The sequence below is a fragment of the Kluyvera georgiana genome (genome assembly GCF_050990895.1).
Taxonomy (GTDB): Bacteria; Pseudomonadota; Gammaproteobacteria; order Enterobacterales; family Enterobacteriaceae; genus Kluyvera; species Kluyvera georgiana.
Genome location: NZ_CP158865.1, coordinates 4,472,852 through 4,489,865, shown reverse-complemented (window position 1 = coordinate 4,489,865; position 17,014 = coordinate 4,472,852). Strand labels below are relative to the sequence as shown.

The window sequence follows — 17,014 nt, the reverse complement described above, 5'->3', positions numbered from 1 at the left end:
AGGATGATTTTTCGCGCAAAAGGGTGGTTGATGGCGGCGCTGATGCTGGTGGGCGCACCGGCAATGGCGGCGAGCTTGTCCGATATTCAGGTAGCGAATAGTGAAACGCAGGCGCGGATCACCTTCAGCTTTATGGGTGACCCGGAATATAACTTTAGCCAGGATGACAAACGCAGCGTGGTGCTCGACATCAAGCAAACGGGCGTGATTCAAGGCTTGCCGCTGCGCTTTAGCGGCAACAACCTGGTGAAGGCGATTCGTTCCGGCACGCCGAAAGACGATCGGTCGCTGCGTCTGGTGGTCGATCTCACCGAAAACGGCAAAACCCGCGCGGTGAAACAGCAAAACGGCGCTAACTACACCGTGGTGTTTACCATTAATGCCGACGTTCCACCGCCTCCACCGCCGCCTGTCGTCGCGAAGCGTGTGGAAACGCCAGTCGTCACGCCGGCGCCGGTACCAAGCCAGCCCGCGCGCAACCCGTTTAGCGGCAACAGCAGCAATAGCGGCAGCAGCTTCAGCTCGGAGCGCCAGCCGGCAATTGCCAGCAATACCGCGCCGCGTCCGGCGGCCCGTGCGCGCAGCGTTTCCGGCGATAAAGTGATCATCGCCATCGACGCCGGCCACGGCGGCCAGGATCCGGGGGCAATTGGCCCAGGCGGTACGCGCGAGAAGAATGTCACCATCGCCATTGCGCGGAAACTCAGAGCGTTGCTCAACGACGATCCGATGTTTAAAGGGGTGTTGACTCGCGATGGCGACTATTTTATTTCGGTGATGGGCCGCTCCGATGTGGCACGTAAACAGAACGCCTCATTCCTGGTATCCATTCACGCGGACGCCGCGCCAAACCGCGACGCTACCGGCGCGTCGGTCTGGGTGCTCTCTAACCGTCGCGCCAACAGCGAAATGGCGGGCTGGCTTGAACAGCATGAGAAACAGTCTGAGCTGCTGGGCGGCGCGGGCGACGTGTTGGCAAACAGCCAGGCCGATCCGTATCTGAGCCAGGCGGTGCTGGATCTGCAGTTCGGTCATTCCCAGCGTGTAGGGTATGATGTGGCCACCAACGTCATCAGCCAGCTGCAGCGCGTCGGTAATCTGCATAAGCGTCGTCCGGAACACGCCAGCCTCGGCGTGCTGCGTTCGCCGGATATTCCGTCGATTCTGGTCGAGACCGGCTTTATCAGCAACAGCAGCGAAGAACGCTTGCTGGACAGCGATGACTATCAGCAGAAAATTGCTGAAGCCATTTATAACGGTTTACGTAACTATTTTACGGCGCATCCGATACAATCCGGCCCTCGTGACGAACAGTCGCAGACCGCCAGCGCCGCGTCATCCAACAGGACGCTCGTTAACTAAGGAGTTTTCATGCCGATTCAGGTTTTACCGCCGCAGCTTGCGAACCAGATTGCCGCGGGTGAAGTGGTTGAGCGGCCTGCCTCGGTAGTGAAAGAACTGGTGGAGAACAGTCTCGATGCGGGGGCTACCCGCATCGATATTGATATCGAACGCGGTGGGGCAAAGCTTATCCGCATCCGCGATAACGGCTGCGGTATTAAGAAAGATGAGCTGGCGCTGGCGCTCGCGCGTCATGCGACCAGCAAAATTGCCTCGCTTGACGATCTGGAAGCGATCGTCAGCCTCGGTTTTCGCGGCGAAGCGCTGGCGAGTATCAGTTCGGTCTCGCGGCTGACGCTGACCTCGCGCACGGAACAGCAGCAGGAAGCCTGGCAGGCCTATGCGGAAGGCCGCGATCAGGACGTCACCGTGAAACCTGCCGCACACCCGGTCGGCACGACGCTGGAAGTGTTGGATCTCTTCTACAATACCCCCGCGCGGCGCAAGTTTATGCGCACCGAAAAAACCGAATTCAATCATATCGATGAGATCATTCGCCGCATTGCGCTGGCGCGCTTCGATGTGAGTTTCAACCTGACCCACAATGGCAAAATAATTCGCCAGTATCGCGCGGTGACGGAAGGGGCGTCGAAAGAACGCCGTCTGGGGGCCATTTGCGGCGTACCGTTCCTGGAACAGGCGCTGGCGATTGAGTGGCAGCACGGCGACCTGGCGATGCACGGCTGGGTGGCCGACCCAAAACACACTACCGCCGCGCTGGCTGAGATTCAGTATTGCTACGTGAACGGTCGCATGATGCGCGACCGGCTGATTAACCACGCCATTCGACAGGCCTGTGAAGACAAGCTCGGCGCGGATCAGCAGCCGGCGTTTGTGCTGTATCTGGAGATTGACCCGCACCAGGTGGATGTGAACGTCCACCCGGCTAAACACGAGGTGCGTTTCCACCAGTCTCGTCTGGTGCATGACTTTATCTATCAAGGCGTCTTGAGCGTGCTGCAACAGCAGCTGGACGCGCCGTTGCCATTAGCGGAAGACGATGAACCCGCGCCGCGCGCGTTGCCGGAAAACCGCGTCGCGGCTGGGCGTAATCAGTTTGCCGAACCGGCGGTGGCGCGCGAGCCGGAAGCGTCGCGCTACCCATCTGCTTCTGGCGGTAGCCGCAGCGCTGGCGCCAACTGGCCGAACGCGCAGCCGGGCTACCAGAAACAGCAAGGGGCACTCTATCGCCAGCTGTTGGATACGCCAGCAAGTCGCCCGGAGCCCGCGAAACCGGTGGCCGAAAACCTGGCGGGGCACAGCCAAAGCTTTGGTCGTGTGCTGGCTATCATCGATGAGCGCTGCGCGCTGCTGGAGCGTGACGGTAAGCTTAATCTGCTGTCGTTACCGGTCGCAGAACGCTGGCTGCGTCAGGCGCAACTGACGCCCGGCGGGGCCACCATTTGCGCCCAGCCGCTGCTTATCCCTCTGCGCCTGAAAGCGTCAGAGAACGAGCGGAAAACCCTGGAAAATGCGCGGGAAATGCTGGGCCAACTGGGCATCGAAATCCTGCTGGAAGGGCAGCACGTCACGATTCGCGCCGTGCCTTTACCCTTACGACAACAAAATTTACAAATCTTGATTCCTGAACTGATAGGCTACCTGGTGGAGAAAACTCAGGTTGATGCCGGAAACGTGGCGCAGTGGTTGGCCCGTCATCTGGCAAGCGACCACGCGCAGTGGAACACCGCGCAGGCCATCGCGATGCTGGCTGACGTTGAACGTCTTTGCCCGCAGTTGGTCAAAGCTCCGCCGGGTGGTTTGTTACAACCCGTTGATTTAGATTCTGCGATGAACGCCCTGAGACATGAGTGACGTAACCGAGGCGAGCCTGCCTAAGGCAATTTTTTTGATGGGGCCGACCGCCTCGGGCAAAACGGCGTTAGCCATTGAGCTGCGTAAAGTTTTGCCAGTAGAGTTGATTAGTGTGGATTCTGCCCTCATCTATCGAGGGATGGATATCGGCACCGCAAAGCCGAGCGCGGAAGAGCAGCTTGCTGCGCCGCATCGGTTGATGGATATCCTTGACCCTGCGCAGGCCTATTCGGCGGCGGATTTTCGTCGTGATGCGTTGGCGCAGATGGCCGAGATCACTGCCGCAGGGAAAATTCCGCTGCTGGTCGGTGGAACCATGTTGTATTTCAAAGCGTTGCTTGAAGGTTTATCACCGCTGCCCTCGGCCGACCCGCAAATTCGGGCCCGCATTGAGCAGCAGGCAGCAGAGCAGGGATGGATGGCGCTGCATCAGCAGCTACGGGAAATTGACCCCGTTGCCGCCGAGCGCATTCATCCGAATGATCCGCAAAGACTTTCCCGAGCACTGGAAGTTTTTTTCATTTCGGGTAAAACTTTAACGGAGCTGACGCAAACGTCAGGAGACGCTCTGCCCTACAAGGTGCATCAGTTCGCCATCGCCCCGGCGAGCCGTGAACTGCTCCATCAGCGCATTGAGCAGCGTTTTCATCAGATGTTGGCTTCGGGTTTTGAAGCAGAAGTGCGGGCGCTATTTGCCCGTGGAGATTTGCATACGGACATGCCTTCCATTCGTTGTGTGGGATATCGCCAGATGTGGTCATACCTTGAAGGCGAAATTACCTATGATGAAATGGTTTATAGAGGAGTTTGTGCCACGAGACAGCTAGCCAAGCGCCAGGTGACGTGGTTACGCGGCTGGGAAGGGGTTCACTGGTTAGATAGTGAACAGCCGGAGCAGGCGTTTAACCAACTATTACAGGTAGTGGGTGCTAGTGTAGACTGAATGTGTACAATTGAGTCGTATCGTGCGCAATTTTCGGAATCGTAAGGTTCATACGCAACATCGTTCGAGCTGTAGCAAAGCAGATAACGCAGAAGCGGCTTGAGGGATGGCGTGTATAAGTACAAATAAGCATATAAGGAAAAGAGAGAATGGCTAAGGGGCAATCTTTACAAGATCCGTTCCTGAACGCACTGCGTCGGGAACGTGTTCCAGTTTCTATTTATTTGGTGAATGGTATTAAGCTGCAAGGGCAAATTGAGTCTTTCGATCAGTTCGTGATCCTGTTGAAAAACACGGTCAGCCAGATGGTCTATAAGCACGCAATTTCTACCGTTGTTCCGTCCCGTCCGGTTTCCCATCACAGCAACAATGCTGGCGGCGGCACCGGTAGCAACTACCATCACGGTAGCAACGCGCAGGGTTCTGCACAGCAAGACAGCGAAGAAACCGAATAAGGTTGATGGCTGTTAATCCATGTCGGGGAGCCAGCATGTCTGGGTTCCCCGCTGGTATTTCAGGAGAGATAACGCTTGTTTGACCGTTATGACGCCGGTGAGCAGGCGGTGCTGGTACACATCTATTTTACGCAAGACAAAGATATGGAAGACCTCCAGGAGTTTGAATCTCTGGTCTCTTCCGCCGGCGTCGAAGCAATGCAGGTGATTACTGGTAGCCGTAAAGCGCCGCACCCAAAATATTTTGTTGGTGAAGGTAAGGCTGTCGAGATTGCGGAAGCCGTCAAAGCGACAGGCGCTTCCGTTGTGCTGTTCGATCATGCACTCAGCCCAGCACAGGAGCGTAACCTTGAGGCTCTGTGTCAATGCCGGGTTATCGACCGTACCGGTCTGATCTTAGATATTTTCGCCCAACGTGCGCGTACCCATGAAGGTAAGCTGCAGGTTGAGCTGGCGCAGCTGCGCCATCTGGCCACGCGCCTGGTGCGCGGCTGGACGCACCTTGAAAGACAAAAAGGCGGTATCGGTTTGCGCGGCCCGGGTGAAACCCAGCTCGAAACCGACCGTCGTTTACTGCGTAACCGCATTATGCAAATTCTCTCGCGCATTGAGCGCGTGGAGAAACAGCGCGAGCAGGGGCGACGCTCGCGTGTGAAAGCCGATGTTCCGACGGTATCGCTGGTGGGGTACACCAACGCCGGGAAATCAACGCTGTTTAACCATATCACGCAGGCAGAGGTCTACGCCGCTGACCAGCTGTTTGCCACCCTTGATCCAACGTTGCGTCGTATAGACGTGACGGATGTGGGTGAAACGGTGCTGGCCGATACCGTAGGCTTTATTCGCCACCTGCCGCATGACCTGGTGGCGGCGTTTAAGGCCACATTGCAGGAAACGCGCGAAGCCACGCTGCTGCTGCACGTGATTGATGCCGCGGACGTTCGTGTGCAGGAAAACATCGATGCGGTAAATACCGTTCTCGAAGAGATTGACGCACACGAGATTCCGACCCTGCTGGTGATGAATAAGATCGATATGCTCGAGGATTTTGAGCCGCGTATCGACCGTGATGAAGAGAACAAACCTATCCGGGTGTGGCTGTCTGCACAAACCGGGGTAGGGATACCACTCCTTTTTCAGGCGTTGACCGAACGACTGGCCGGCGAAGTGGCGCAGCATACGTTGCGTTTACCTCCGCAGGAAGGGCGTTTGCGCAGTCGCTTTTATCAGCTTCAGGCAATCGAAAAAGAGTGGATGGAGGACGATGGCTGCGTCAATCTGCAGGTTCGTATGCCGATTGTCGACTGGCGTCGTCTCTGTAAACAAGAACCGACACTGGCAGACTACGTCGTCTGACCGTGCAGCTTGCCTGAAAACATTAGCCCTTTGGGCACCCAGCGGTTCAGGTCGCCTCAGCGCGACCGCGACAACCAGGACGGCGTCGCGGTTATCAGCCAAATGATCTGGACTGGGAAAAGGTATATCACCGCATAACAAATATGGAGCATAAACATGGCGTGGAATCAGCCCGGTAATAACGGACAAGACCGCGACCCGTGGGGAAGCAGCAATAATCAAGGCGGCAACTCCGGGGGGAATGGAAATAAAGGCGGTCGCGATCAGGGGCCGCCGGATTTGGATGATATCTTCCGTAAGCTGAGCAAGAAGCTCGGTGGTTTTGGGGGCGGTAAGGGCGGTTCCGGCAGCGGTTCGTCTCAGGGGCCACGCACCCCGATGGGCGGACGCATTGTCGGTATCGCGGCAGCTGCCGTGGTCGTCATTTGGGCGGCCAGCGGGTTCTATACCATCAAAGAAGCCGAGCGCGGGGTTGTGACGCGCTTTGGTAAGTTCAGCCACCTGGTTGAGCCGGGTCTGAACTGGAAGCCGACCTTCATCGATGAAGTGACGCCGGTGAACGTAGAAGCCGTACGCGAACTGGCCGCGTCTGGCGTGATGCTGACTTCCGATGAAAACGTCGTGCGCGTCGAAATGAACGTGCAGTACCGAGTGACCGATCCGCAGCGCTATTTGTTTAGCGTGACCAGCGCCGACGACAGTCTGCGTCAGGCCACCGACAGCGCCCTGCGTGGCGTCATCGGTAAATACACCATGGACCGTATTCTGACCGAAGGTCGTACCGTTATTCGTAGCGATACCCAGCGCGAGCTTGAAGAGACCATTCGTCCGTACAACATGGGTATTACCCTGCTGGACGTCAACTTCCAGGCCGCTCGTCCGCCGGAAGAAGTGAAGTCTTCCTTCGATGATGCGATCGCCGCGCGTGAAAACGAGCAGCAGTACATCCGTGAAGCAGAAGCGTACACCAACGAAGTTCAGCCGCGTGCTAACGGTCAGGCACAGCGTATTCTGGAAGAAGCGCGTGCGTATAAGACTCAGACCGTTCTGGAAGCACAGGGTGAGGTGGCTCGTTTTGCCAAGATCCTGCCGGAATATAAAGCCGCACCGCAGATTACCCGCGAGCGTCTGTATATCGAGACCATGGAGAAAGTGCTGAGCCATACCCGCAAAGTGCTGGTTAGCGACAACAAGAACGGCAACCTGATGGTGCTGCCGCTGGATCAGATGCTGAAAGGCGGCAACGCCCCGGCAGCAAAGAGCGATAGCAGTGGTGCGAATAACCTGTTGCGCCTGCCGCCTGCGTCCTCTTCCAGCAGTAGCGCGAGCAACACCTCGTCTGCCAGTCAGGGCAATATCATGGACCAACGCCGCGCCAACGCGCAGCGTAACGACTACCAGCGTCAGGGGGAATAACGATGCGTAAGTCAGTTATTGCGATTATCATCATCGTGCTGGTAGTGCTGTACACCTCTATCTTCGTAGTTAAAGAAGGCGAGCGCGGAATTAAGTTCCAGTTCAGCAGCGTGGTGCGCGACAGCGATAAGAAACCGTTGATTTATGAGCCGGGCCTGCACTTCAAGGTGCCGTTCATTCAGTCGGTGAAAATGCTGGACGCGCGTATCCAGACCATGGATAACCAGGCCGATCGTTTCGTGACCAAAGAGAAGAAAGACCTGATCGTCGACTCGTACATCAAGTGGCGCATCAGCGACTTTAGCCGTTACTTCCTGGCGACCGGCGGCGGCGACGTCTCCCAGGCGGAAGTGCTGCTGAAGCGTAAGTTCTCTGACCGTCTGCGTTCTGAAATTGGTCGTCTGGACGTGAAAGACATCGTTACCGACTCCCGCGGTCGTCTGACCCTGGAAGTTCGCGATGCCCTGAACTCCGGCTCTTCCGGCGCGGAAGATGAAGTGGCGACTCCGGCAGCCGATAGCGCCATTGCGGAAGCCGCAGAGCGCGTTGAGCAGCAGGCGAACATCAAAGGGCCAACCATTAACCCGAACAGTATGGCGGCGTTAGGTATTGAAGTGGTCGATGTGCGTATCAAGCAGATCAACCTGCCGACCGAAGTGTCTGAAGCTATCTACAACCGTATGCGCGCCGAGCGTGAAGCCGTTGCTCGTCGTCACCGTTCTCAGGGTCAGGAAGAGGCAGAAAAACTGCGCGCTACCGCCGACTATGAAGTGACGAAGACGCTGGCAGAAGCGGAGCGTCAGGGCCGTATCCTGCGCGGTGAAGGCGATGCCGAAGCCGCTAAACTGTTCGCCGATGCGTTCAGCCAGGACCCGGACTTCTACGCCTTTATCCGTAGCCTGCGTGCTTACGAGAAGAGCTTCGATAGCAACCAGGACGTGATGGTGCTGAGCCCGGATAGCGATTTCTTCCGCTACATGAAAAACCCGGGAACTACCGCTCGCTAAGCGCACGGTCGCCTGAATAAAACCACCGCCTCCCTCGGGAGCCGGTGGTTTTCTTTTATAAGGATGAAAAATGAATTCCACAATCTGGCTGGCCCTTGCGCTGGTGTTAGTTCTCGAGGGCCTCGGTCCGATGCTCTATCCGAAAGCATGGCGTAAGATGATTTCTACGATGACGCAGTTACCGGATACGATGTTACGTCGATTTGGCGGCGGTCTTGTGGTTGCCGGCGTGGTGATCTACTACATGTTGACGAAAACGATTGGCTGATTAAAAAACAAGCGCCAAAGTGCCATTTTGTGGTGAAAAAGTGCTGTATATCTGAAAAAGCGATGGTAGAATCCATTTTTAAGCAATGGGTGATTTTGAAAAATGGGTAACAACGTCGTCGTACTGGGCACCCAATGGGGTGACGAAGGTAAAGGTAAGATCGTCGATCTTCTTACTGAGCGTGCAAAATATGTTGTTCGCTATCAGGGTGGCCACAACGCAGGCCATACTCTCGTAATCAACGGTGAAAAAACCGTCCTCCATCTTATTCCATCAGGTATTCTCCGCGAGAATGTCACCAGCATCATCGGTAACGGTGTGGTGCTGTCTCCGGCTGCGCTGATGAAAGAGATGAAAGGCCTGGAAGACCGTGGTATCCCGGTTCGCGAACGTCTGCTGCTTTCCGAAGCATGCCCGTTAATCCTCGACTATCACGTCGCGCTGGATAACGCTCGCGAAAAAGCACGCGGCTCCAAAGCTATCGGTACTACCGGTCGCGGTATCGGCCCGGCTTATGAAGATAAAGTGGCTCGTCGCGGTCTGCGCGTGGGCGATCTCTTCGATAAAGCCACTTTCGCCGACAAACTGAAAGAAGTGATGGAATATCACAACTTCCAGCTGGTGAATTTCTACAAAGTTGACGCAGTTGACTACCAGAAAGTGCTGGACGACGTGATGGCGGTTGCCGACATCCTGACCAGCATGGTCGTGGACGTTTCTGATCTGCTGGATCAGGCGCGTAAACGCGGTGACTTTGTGATGTTCGAAGGTGCTCAGGGTACGCTGCTGGATATCGACCACGGTACCTACCCGTACGTGACCTCTTCCAACACCACCGCAGGTGGCGTAGCAACCGGTTCTGGCCTTGGCCCGCGCTATGTTGACTACGTACTGGGCATCATCAAAGCGTACTCCACTCGCGTGGGTGCCGGTCCGTTCCCGACCGAACTGTTTGATGAAACCGGTGAGTTCCTGTGCAAGCAGGGTAACGAATACGGCGCCACTACCGGCCGTCGTCGTCGTACCGGCTGGCTGGACTCCGTTGCCGTGCGTCGTGCGGTACAGATCAACTCGCTGTCTGGCTTCTGCCTGACCAAGCTGGATGTTCTGGACGGTCTGAAAGAAGTGAAGATCTGCGTGGGCTACCGCATGCCGGATGGCCGCGAAGTCACCACCACCCCGCTGGCGGCGGATGATTGGGAAGGTATCGAGCCAATCTACGAAACCATGCCGGGCTGGTCTGAAACCACCTTTGGCGTGAAGGAACGTAGCGGCCTGCCGCAGGCAGCGCTGGACTACATCAAGCGTATTGAAGAACTGACCGGCGTGCCGATTGATATTATTTCAACTGGCCCAGACCGTACTGAAACCATGATTCTGCGCGACCCGTTCGACGCGTAATTTTGGTTCATGGTGCAGCGCCTGATGGCGCTGCGCTTATCAGGCCTACTCGCTTTGTAGGCCGGATAAGACGCAATGCGTCGTCATCCGGCTTAATCGTGCGTTATACCCTCGCTTTTTTCCTTCCCGAAAGAAATAAATTAGCGGCTCGCAGGCTGGCTGGTTTATCATCAATATAATTAATATCAACAGGCTCATCCTGTTTTCCCCTTTTCCCTGAGGTTGATGTGCAGTTAACAAGTTTTACCGATTATGGACTACGCGCGCTGATTTACATGGCGTCGCTGCCGGAAGGCAATATGACCAGTATCTCGGAGGTGACCGAGGTCTACGGCGTGTCGCGTAACCATATGGTTAAAATTATCAATCAGCTGAGCCGCGCCGGGTACGTGACGGCGGTGCGTGGAAAAAATGGCGGTATCCGACTGGGTAAACCGGCTAAGGATATTCGCGTAGGGGACGTGGTACGCGAACTTGAACCACTGTCGTTAGTGAACTGCAGTAGCGAGTTTTGCCACATTACGCCTGCCTGTCGTTTGAAACAGGCGTTATCTCAAGCCGTGCAAAGTTTTCTCAAGGAGCTGGATAACTACACACTGGCCGATTTGGTTGAACACAATCAACCGCTATACAAATTATTGCTGGTGGAGTGACGAATATCTTCACCAGAGATGACAACGGAGGAACCGAGATGTCACAAGATCCTTTCCAGCAGCGCGAAGCTGAAAAATATACGAATCCTATCCCTAGCCGGGAATTTATCCTCGAACATTTAACAAAACGCGAAAAACCGGCTAACCGTGAAGAACTGGCCGTTGAGCTGAATATTGAAGGCGAAGAGCAAATCGAAGCGCTTCGCCGCCGCCTGCGCGCGATGGAGCGCGACGGTCAACTGGTCTTCACCCGCCGCCAGTGCTACGCGCTGCCGGAACGTCTGGACCTGCTGAAAGGCATGGTTATTGGCCACCGCGATGGTTACGGCTTCCTGCGCGTCGAAGGACGCAAGGATGACCTGTACCTGTCCAGTGAGCAGATGAAGATGTGCATGCACGGTGATGAAGTGCTGGCACAGCCGCTGGGCGCGGACCGTAAAGGTCGTCGCGAAGCGCGCATCGTTCGCGTGCTGGTACCGCGTAACGCACAGATTGTTGGCCGCTACTTTACCGACGCAGGCGTCGGCTTTGTGGTCCCGGATGACAGCCGTCTGAGCTTTGATATCCTTATCCCGCCAGAGTCACTAATGGGCGCGCGTATGGGCTTTGTGGTGGTGGTCGAACTGACCCAGCGCCCAACCCGCCGCACCAAAGCGATCGGTAAAATCGTCGAAGTGCTCGGCGATAATATGGGGACCGGCGTGGCCGTTGAGATGGCGCTGCGTACCCATGAAATTCCTTATGTCTGGCCGCCAGCGGTAGAAGCGCAGGTCGCGGGATTAAAAGAAGAAGTGCCGGAAGAGGCCAAAATTGGCCGCGTCGATCTGCGTGATTTACCGCTGGTCACCATCGACGGTGAAGACGCCCGCGACTTTGATGATGCGGTCTACTGTGAGAAAAAACGCGGCGGCGGCTGGCGCCTGTGGGTGGCGATTGCTGACGTGAGCTACTACGTCCGTCCACCGACACCGCTGGATAACGAAGCCCGTAGCCGCGGGACCTCCGTCTACTTCCCTACGCAGGTCGTCCCGATGCTGCCGGAAGTGCTCTCCAACGGCCTGTGCTCGCTGAACCCGCAGGTTGACCGCTTATGTATGGTCTGTGAAATGACCGTCTCAAACAAAGGGCGTTTAACCGGCTTTAAATTCTATGAAGCGGTGATGAGCTCGCATGCGCGTCTGACTTATACCAAAGTCTGGCACATGCTGCAGGGCGATCAGGAACTGCGCGAACAGTACGCGCCGCTGGTCAAACACATTGAAGAGCTGCATAACCTCTATAAAGTGCTGGATCAGGCTCGTGCTGAACGTGGCGGTATCTCCTTTGAAAGTGAAGAAGCGAAGTTTATCTTCAACGCCGATCGCCGCATCGAGCGTATTGAACAGACTCAGCGTAACGACGCGCACAAGCTGATTGAAGAGTGCATGATCCTGGCCAACATCTCGGCGGCGCGTTTCGTTGAGAAAGCCAAAGAGCCTGCGCTGTTCCGTATTCACGATAAGCCAACGACCGAAGCGATCACCGCGTTCCGTTCCGTGCTTTCTGAGTTGGGCCTGGAACTGCCGGGCGGCAACAAGCCGGAGCCGCGCGACTACGCCGAGCTGCTGGAATCCGTCGCCGACAGGCCGGATGCCGAAATGCTGCAAACTATGCTGCTGCGCTCGATGAAGCAGGCGATTTACGATCCGGAAAACCGCGGTCACTTCGGCCTGGCGCTGCAATCCTATGCGCACTTTACTTCGCCGATTCGTCGTTATCCTGACCTGTCGCTGCACCGCGCCATCAAGTATCTGCTGGCAAAAGAGCAGGGGCATAAAGGCAACAGCACCGAGACCGGCGGTTACCATTATTCCATGGAAGAGATGCTGCAACTGGGCCAGCACTGTTCGATGACCGAACGCCGCGCTGATGAAGCGACCCGTGACGTTTCCGACTGGCTGAAATGCGACTTTATGCAGGATCAGGTGGGCAATGTCTTTAACGGCGTGATCGCCAGCGTCACCGGCTTTGGCTTCTTCGTTCGTCTGGATGAGCTGTTTATCGATGGCCTGGTGCATGTCTCCTCGCTCGATAACGACTACTATCGCTTTGACCAGGTTGGCCAGCGTTTGATCGGTGAATCCGGCGGCCAGACCTATCGCCTTGGCGACCGCGTGGAAGTTCGCGTCGAAGCGGTGAATATGGACGAACGTAAGATCGACTTCTCGCTGATCTCCAGCGAGCGCGGCCCGCGCAACGTTGGCAAAACCGCGCGTGAAAAATCGAAGAAGGAAGCGGGTGGCAAACCGGGCGGTAAACGTCGTCAGGTTGGCAAGCGCGTGAACTTTGAACCGGATAGCGCCTTCCGCGGCGAGAAGAAAGGTAAGGCGAAAGCCAAACCGGCTTCTGGCGAGAAAGGCGCGGCGAAGAAAGCGAAAAAACCGTCGACCAAGACGCAGAAAATCGCGGCGGCAACCAAAGCTAAGCGCGCAGCGAAGAAGAAAACGACGGAATAATCCTGCCGATCCCTCTCTCCTGTGGAGAGGGGGATTTCACCGGAGAGCGAGCAGGGAGGTGGCCGGTGAGTCACTATCTTGAGATACCCCGCCTGGACCGCGAGTTTCCTTTTAGGCGCTTTGTGCATGAAGGGGAGGTGCTGGCTTATCCTCATTGGCATAAGATGGTGGAGATCATCTATGTCACCCGCGGCGTGCTGCATCTTGGCGTCAACGACGTTCCCATTGTGATGCGCGCAGGCGAAATTCAGTTTATTAATGCTGGGGAAACCCACTACTTTCTGGCCTCTCCGAACAGTGAACGGCTGGTGGTTCAGTTCGATTTCTTTCTCTTCCACGACGATGAGGCGTTGCAGATTAACGGTCAGCCGGGGCTGCGACAGATCTTTTCAACCATGCTGACCAACAGCCGCCAGTGGCCCGAGCATGTGACCGCAGCGATGCAGCGTCTACTGCTCAATATTCACGAGGAAGATGAACAGAAGGCGGTTGGCTATAAATACCTGATCAAAGCCCGCCTGCTGGAGGTGATTGCCCTCATCTATCGTGATATTCCGCTCAACGCGCACAGCCCGGCGCGTCCGCTGGACGCCACCGTCGCCTTTAAGTCAGAGAAAACCCTCGCCCGGCTGGATAAAATCTTCTCCTATGTGGAGAACCATTATCATGAATCTCTCACTCTGGATGATATTTCAGAGTATATGGGATTTAATGCCGCCTATTTTACCCGTTTCTTTAAAAGCAACACCGGCACGACGTTCGTCCGCTTTTTGCAGAATTACCGGCTGAATAAAGCGAAGTGGCTGCTGTTAAATGAAGATATTCCGATCTCTGAAGTGGCTGAGCGGGTAGGATTTAACTGCGTAAAAACGTTTCATCATGTGTTTAAACAGGATGCCGGCATGGCGCCGCGAAAATATAAAAAGTCAATATCCGGGATAAAATGAGTTAAAGCCAGGACGAAATACCCGCTGTGGTTTTGTACCATGACCGTGTGCTGCAATTAAACGGAGAGTCATGGGATGATTAGAGTGGGTATTATTGGCTGCGGTGGTATTGCTAACGCAAAACATATGCCGGCGCTTGCGCAGCTTCCAGATGTTGAAATGGTCGCTTTTTGCGATATTAAAATTGAACGGGCGCAAAAGGCGCTGCTTGAATACGGCGCGGAGGGCGCGCGGGCGTATTCCAATTTCCACACCCTGCTCGCGCATGAAAATATTGATGTCATTCATGTTTGTACGCCGAATATTTCCCACGCAGTTATTTCAATTGCGGCGCTGGAAGCGGGTAAGCATGTGATGTGTGAAAAACCGATGGCCAAAACCAGCGCTGAGGCGCAGGCAATGGTCGACGCCGCGCAGCGGACGGGGAAAAAACTCACTATTGGCTACCAGAATCGCTTTCGCAAAGATTCACGCTATCTGCACCAGGTGTGCGAAAACGGCGACCTCGGCGAAATCTATTATGCCAAAGCGAAGGCCATACGTCGGCGCGCGGTGCCGACGTGGGGCGTATTCCTTGATGAAGAAGCACAGGGCGGCGGCCCGCTGATCGACATTGGCACCCATGCGCTGGACTTAACCCTGTGGATGATGGGCAACTATCGGCCTCGATACGTCGTGGGCAACACCTACCATAAATTATCGTCCATGAAAGACGCGGCCAACGCCTGGGGGCCGTGGGATCCTGAGCTGTTCACCGTTGAAGATTCTGCGTTCGGCTTTATCACGATGGAGGACGGCGCGACCATCATTCTCGAGTCAAGCTGGGCGCTCAATACCCTGGATATCGGCGAGGCGAAAACCGCGCTATCGGGGACGAAGGGCGGCGCGGATATGCTCGATGGGCTACGGATTAACGGCGAAGCCTACGGCGCCACCTATGAGCAGCGAATCCAGCTTGGCGCGGATGGCGTTGATTTTTATGACGCTACCGACGATGACCCGGCGCTGCTGGAGGCAAAAGCCTGGATCGCCGCCGTGCGTGACGATACTCCGCTGGTGGTGACGCCGCAGCAGGCGCTGGTGGTGACACAAATTCTTGAAGCCATCTATCAATCTGCCGCCACGGGGCAGCCGGTCTATTTTTCCTGAAGAGGATAATCTGATGATTCGCGTTACGGTATGGAATGAGCATCGCCATGAGCAGCAGGACCCGGCCATCGCCGCTGTATATCCGCAGGGGATTCACGGGCAAATCGCCTCTTTCCTGCAAACGGCGGGGTTTATCACCCGAACGGCCACGCTGGATGAACCGGAGCATGGTTTAACCCAAGCGGTGCTGAATGAAACGGATGTTTTAATCTGGTGGGGGCATATCGCCCATCACGAGGTTGCCGATAGCGTAGTGGAACGCATTCAGCAGCGGGTGCTGAAAGGCATGGGATTGATTGTGCTGCACTCCGGGCATATGTCGAAAATATTTAAGAAGCTAATGGGAACCAGCTGCGATCTTAAATGGCGTGAAGCCGAAGAGCAGGAACGTATTTTCGTTATCGATCCTACGCATGATATTGTAAAAGGCATTCCCGAAAGCTTTATGCTGGAAAAAGAAGAAATGTACGGCGAGCATTTTGATATTCCTGCGCCTGATGAAACGCTGCTTTTAAGTTGGTTTGCCGGCGGTAATGTTTTCCGTAGCGGCATTACCTATAAACGAGGAAATGGCCGGATATTTTATTTTCAACCGGGTCATGAAAGCTACCCTACCTATTACCATCCTCATATACAGACGATTATATGCAACGGCGTAACCTACTGTGCGCCGCGTGGAAATAGCTATCCCGTTTATGGTAATGAAAAAAATATTTATCCAATTACAGGAGCGGTCAAATGAAACTTGGCGTGTTTACTCCACTCTTTGCCGATCTTTCTCTTGAGGCGATGCTGGATAAAGTTCAGCAGGCGGGCCTGGATGCAGTTGAAATTGGCACCGGCGGCTGCCCGGGAAATCATCACTGCCCGATTGATGAACTGCTGGCCAGCGAAGCGAGTCGGGCATCCTATCTCGCGCAGTTCGCGTCACGCGGGATCGTGATTAGCGCCCTGAGCTGCCACGATAACCCTATTTCACCGGTTAAAGCCGAGCGCGAAGCGGCGGATAGTTTGTTGCGTAAAACCATCAAGCTGGCGGCGCTGTTAGGTGTGCCCGTGGTGAATACTTTTTCCGGCACGGCGGGCAACGATGATCAGGCCACTGCGCCAAACTGGCCGGTGGTGGCCTGGCCCACGGTGTACAGCGATATTAAAACCTGGCAGTGGGAGACCAAGCTGATCCCTTACTGGCGGGAGATAGGCCAGCTGGCGCAGGCGCACGGGGTGAAAATAGGTATTGAGCTGCACGGCGGCTTTCTCTGCCATACGCCCTATACCCTGCTGAAACTGCGTGAGGCAACCTGCGATGCGATTGGCGCCAACCTCGATCCCAGCCATCTGTGGTGGCAGGGTATCGATCCGGTGGCGGCCATCCGCATTCTCGGAGAACAGGGAGCAATTCACCATTTCCATGCCAAAGACACCTGGTTGGATCAGGACAATATCAACATGTACGGGCTAACGGATATGCAGCCTTATGGCGCGATCCGTACCCGCGCCTGGAACTTCCGTACCGTAGGCTATGGCCACAGTATCCAGCAGTGGGCGGATATCATGAGCGCGCTGCGTACCTGGGGATATGACTATGTGGTGAGTATTGAACACGAAGATCCGCTGATGTCGGTGGAAGAAGGCTTTATGCGCGCGGTGACCAACCTGCAATCAATCCTGATTCGCGCGCAGCCGCTCACTATGTGGTGGGTATAAG

General features: G+C 55.6%; 15 protein-coding genes. All 15 read left to right on the top strand.

From position 1 onward, the window contains the following. Nucleotides 1-3 precede the first annotated feature (3 nt). The 15 genes from amiB to ABTW00_RS21225 all read left to right on the top strand — a co-directional run bounded on the left by amiB (nt 4) and on the right by ABTW00_RS21225 (nt 17,013). Nucleotides 4-1,362 carry an N-acetylmuramoyl-L-alanine amidase AmiB gene (amiB, locus tag ABTW00_RS21295; RefSeq protein WP_433637475.1) on the top strand — a complete coding sequence of 453 codons (1,359 nt, stop codon included), beginning with the start codon at nt 4-6 and terminating at the stop codon, nt 1,360-1,362. A gap of 9 nt (nt 1,363-1,371) precedes the next feature. Then, a complete protein-coding gene (gene mutL, locus ABTW00_RS21290) occupies nt 1,372-3,216 on the top strand; it encodes a DNA mismatch repair endonuclease MutL (protein WP_433637473.1) in 1,845 nt (614 codons plus the stop codon). Further along, nucleotides 3,209-4,159 (top strand): tRNA (adenosine(37)-N6)-dimethylallyltransferase MiaA, encoded by a 951-nt coding sequence (gene miaA, locus ABTW00_RS21285; RefSeq protein ID WP_065356639.1) that lies wholly within the window; start codon nt 3,209-3,211, stop codon nt 4,157-4,159. The genes mutL and miaA overlap by 8 nt, the downstream gene beginning before the upstream one ends. Before the next feature lie 149 nt (nt 4,160-4,308). Further along, nucleotides 4,309-4,614, top strand: coding sequence for an RNA chaperone Hfq (hfq, locus tag ABTW00_RS21280; RefSeq protein ID WP_052284691.1), 306 nt, complete (start codon nt 4,309-4,311; stop codon nt 4,612-4,614). A gap of 75 nt (nt 4,615-4,689) precedes the next feature. Further along, nucleotides 4,690-5,970 (top strand): ribosome rescue GTPase HflX, encoded by a 1,281-nt coding sequence (gene hflX, locus ABTW00_RS21275; protein ID WP_064546856.1) that lies wholly within the window; start codon nt 4,690-4,692, stop codon nt 5,968-5,970. Between the two features lie 156 nt (nt 5,971-6,126). Beyond that, nucleotides 6,127-7,386 (top strand): FtsH protease activity modulator HflK, encoded by a 1,260-nt coding sequence (gene hflK, locus ABTW00_RS21270; protein WP_064546857.1) that lies wholly within the window; start codon nt 6,127-6,129, stop codon nt 7,384-7,386. Between the two features lie 2 nt (nt 7,387-7,388). Then, nucleotides 7,389-8,393, top strand: coding sequence for a protease modulator HflC (gene hflC, locus ABTW00_RS21265; RefSeq protein WP_064546859.1), 1,005 nt, complete (start codon nt 7,389-7,391; stop codon nt 8,391-8,393). 70 nt (nt 8,394-8,463) lie between these two features. Beyond that, nucleotides 8,464-8,661: a DUF2065 domain-containing protein gene (locus ABTW00_RS21260; protein WP_064546860.1), complete on the top strand. Its 198-nt coding sequence runs from the start codon at nt 8,464-8,466 to the stop codon at nt 8,659-8,661. Between the two features lie 102 nt (nt 8,662-8,763). After that, nucleotides 8,764-10,062, top strand: coding sequence for an adenylosuccinate synthase (locus ABTW00_RS21255; RefSeq protein WP_064546862.1), 1,299 nt, complete (start codon nt 8,764-8,766; stop codon nt 10,060-10,062). Between the two features lie 227 nt (nt 10,063-10,289). Continuing rightward, complete coding sequence (gene nsrR, locus ABTW00_RS21250; RefSeq protein ID WP_064546863.1) at nt 10,290-10,715, top strand: nitric oxide-sensing transcriptional repressor NsrR; 426 nt, start codon at nt 10,290-10,292, stop codon at nt 10,713-10,715. A gap of 38 nt (nt 10,716-10,753) precedes the next feature. Further along, nucleotides 10,754-13,210, top strand: a complete 2,457-nt coding sequence (gene rnr / locus ABTW00_RS21245; RefSeq protein ID WP_433637464.1) for a ribonuclease R — start codon at nt 10,754-10,756, stop codon at nt 13,208-13,210. A gap of 65 nt (nt 13,211-13,275) precedes the next feature. Further along, nucleotides 13,276-14,157 carry an AraC family transcriptional regulator gene (locus ABTW00_RS21240; RefSeq protein ID WP_064546867.1) on the top strand — a complete coding sequence of 294 codons (882 nt, stop codon included), beginning with the start codon at nt 13,276-13,278 and terminating at the stop codon, nt 14,155-14,157. A gap of 75 nt (nt 14,158-14,232) precedes the next feature. Then, nucleotides 14,233-15,306, top strand: coding sequence for a Gfo/Idh/MocA family protein (locus tag ABTW00_RS21235; protein WP_433637461.1), 1,074 nt, complete (start codon nt 14,233-14,235; stop codon nt 15,304-15,306). Then, complete coding sequence (locus ABTW00_RS21230; protein ID WP_433637459.1) at nt 15,254-16,048, top strand: ThuA domain-containing protein; 795 nt, start codon at nt 15,254-15,256, stop codon at nt 16,046-16,048. Before ABTW00_RS21235 ends, ABTW00_RS21230 begins: the two co-directional genes overlap by 53 nt. Further along, nucleotides 16,045-17,013, top strand: a complete 969-nt coding sequence (locus ABTW00_RS21225; RefSeq protein WP_433637457.1) for a sugar phosphate isomerase/epimerase family protein — start codon at nt 16,045-16,047, stop codon at nt 17,011-17,013. Before ABTW00_RS21230 ends, ABTW00_RS21225 begins: the two co-directional genes overlap by 4 nt. Nucleotide 17,014: the final 1 nt, after the last annotated feature.

Bases quoted from the DNA above. Each gene is read 5' to 3' on its own strand.
- amiB (WP_433637475.1), top strand. From the start codon at position 4: ATGATTTTTCGCGCAAAAGGGTGGTTGATGGCGGCGCTGATGCTGGTG.
- mutL (WP_433637473.1), top strand. From the start codon at position 1,372: ATGCCGATTCAGGTTTTACCGCCGCAGCTTGCGAACCAGATTGCCGCG.
- miaA (WP_065356639.1), top strand. From the start codon at position 3,209: ATGAGTGACGTAACCGAGGCGAGCCTGCCTAAGGCAATTTTTTTGATG.
- hfq (WP_052284691.1), top strand. From the start codon at position 4,309: ATGGCTAAGGGGCAATCTTTACAAGATCCGTTCCTGAACGCACTGCGT.
- hflK (WP_064546857.1), top strand. From the start codon at position 6,127: ATGGCGTGGAATCAGCCCGGTAATAACGGACAAGACCGCGACCCGTGG.
- hflC (WP_064546859.1), top strand. From the start codon at position 7,389: ATGCGTAAGTCAGTTATTGCGATTATCATCATCGTGCTGGTAGTGCTG.
- ABTW00_RS21260 (WP_064546860.1), top strand. From the start codon at position 8,464: ATGAATTCCACAATCTGGCTGGCCCTTGCGCTGGTGTTAGTTCTCGAG.
- ABTW00_RS21255 (WP_064546862.1), top strand. From the start codon at position 8,764: ATGGGTAACAACGTCGTCGTACTGGGCACCCAATGGGGTGACGAAGGT.
- rnr (WP_433637464.1), top strand. From the start codon at position 10,754: ATGTCACAAGATCCTTTCCAGCAGCGCGAAGCTGAAAAATATACGAAT.
- ABTW00_RS21235 (WP_433637461.1), top strand. From the start codon at position 14,233: ATGATTAGAGTGGGTATTATTGGCTGCGGTGGTATTGCTAACGCAAAA.
- ABTW00_RS21225 (WP_433637457.1), top strand. From the start codon at position 16,045: ATGAAACTTGGCGTGTTTACTCCACTCTTTGCCGATCTTTCTCTTGAG.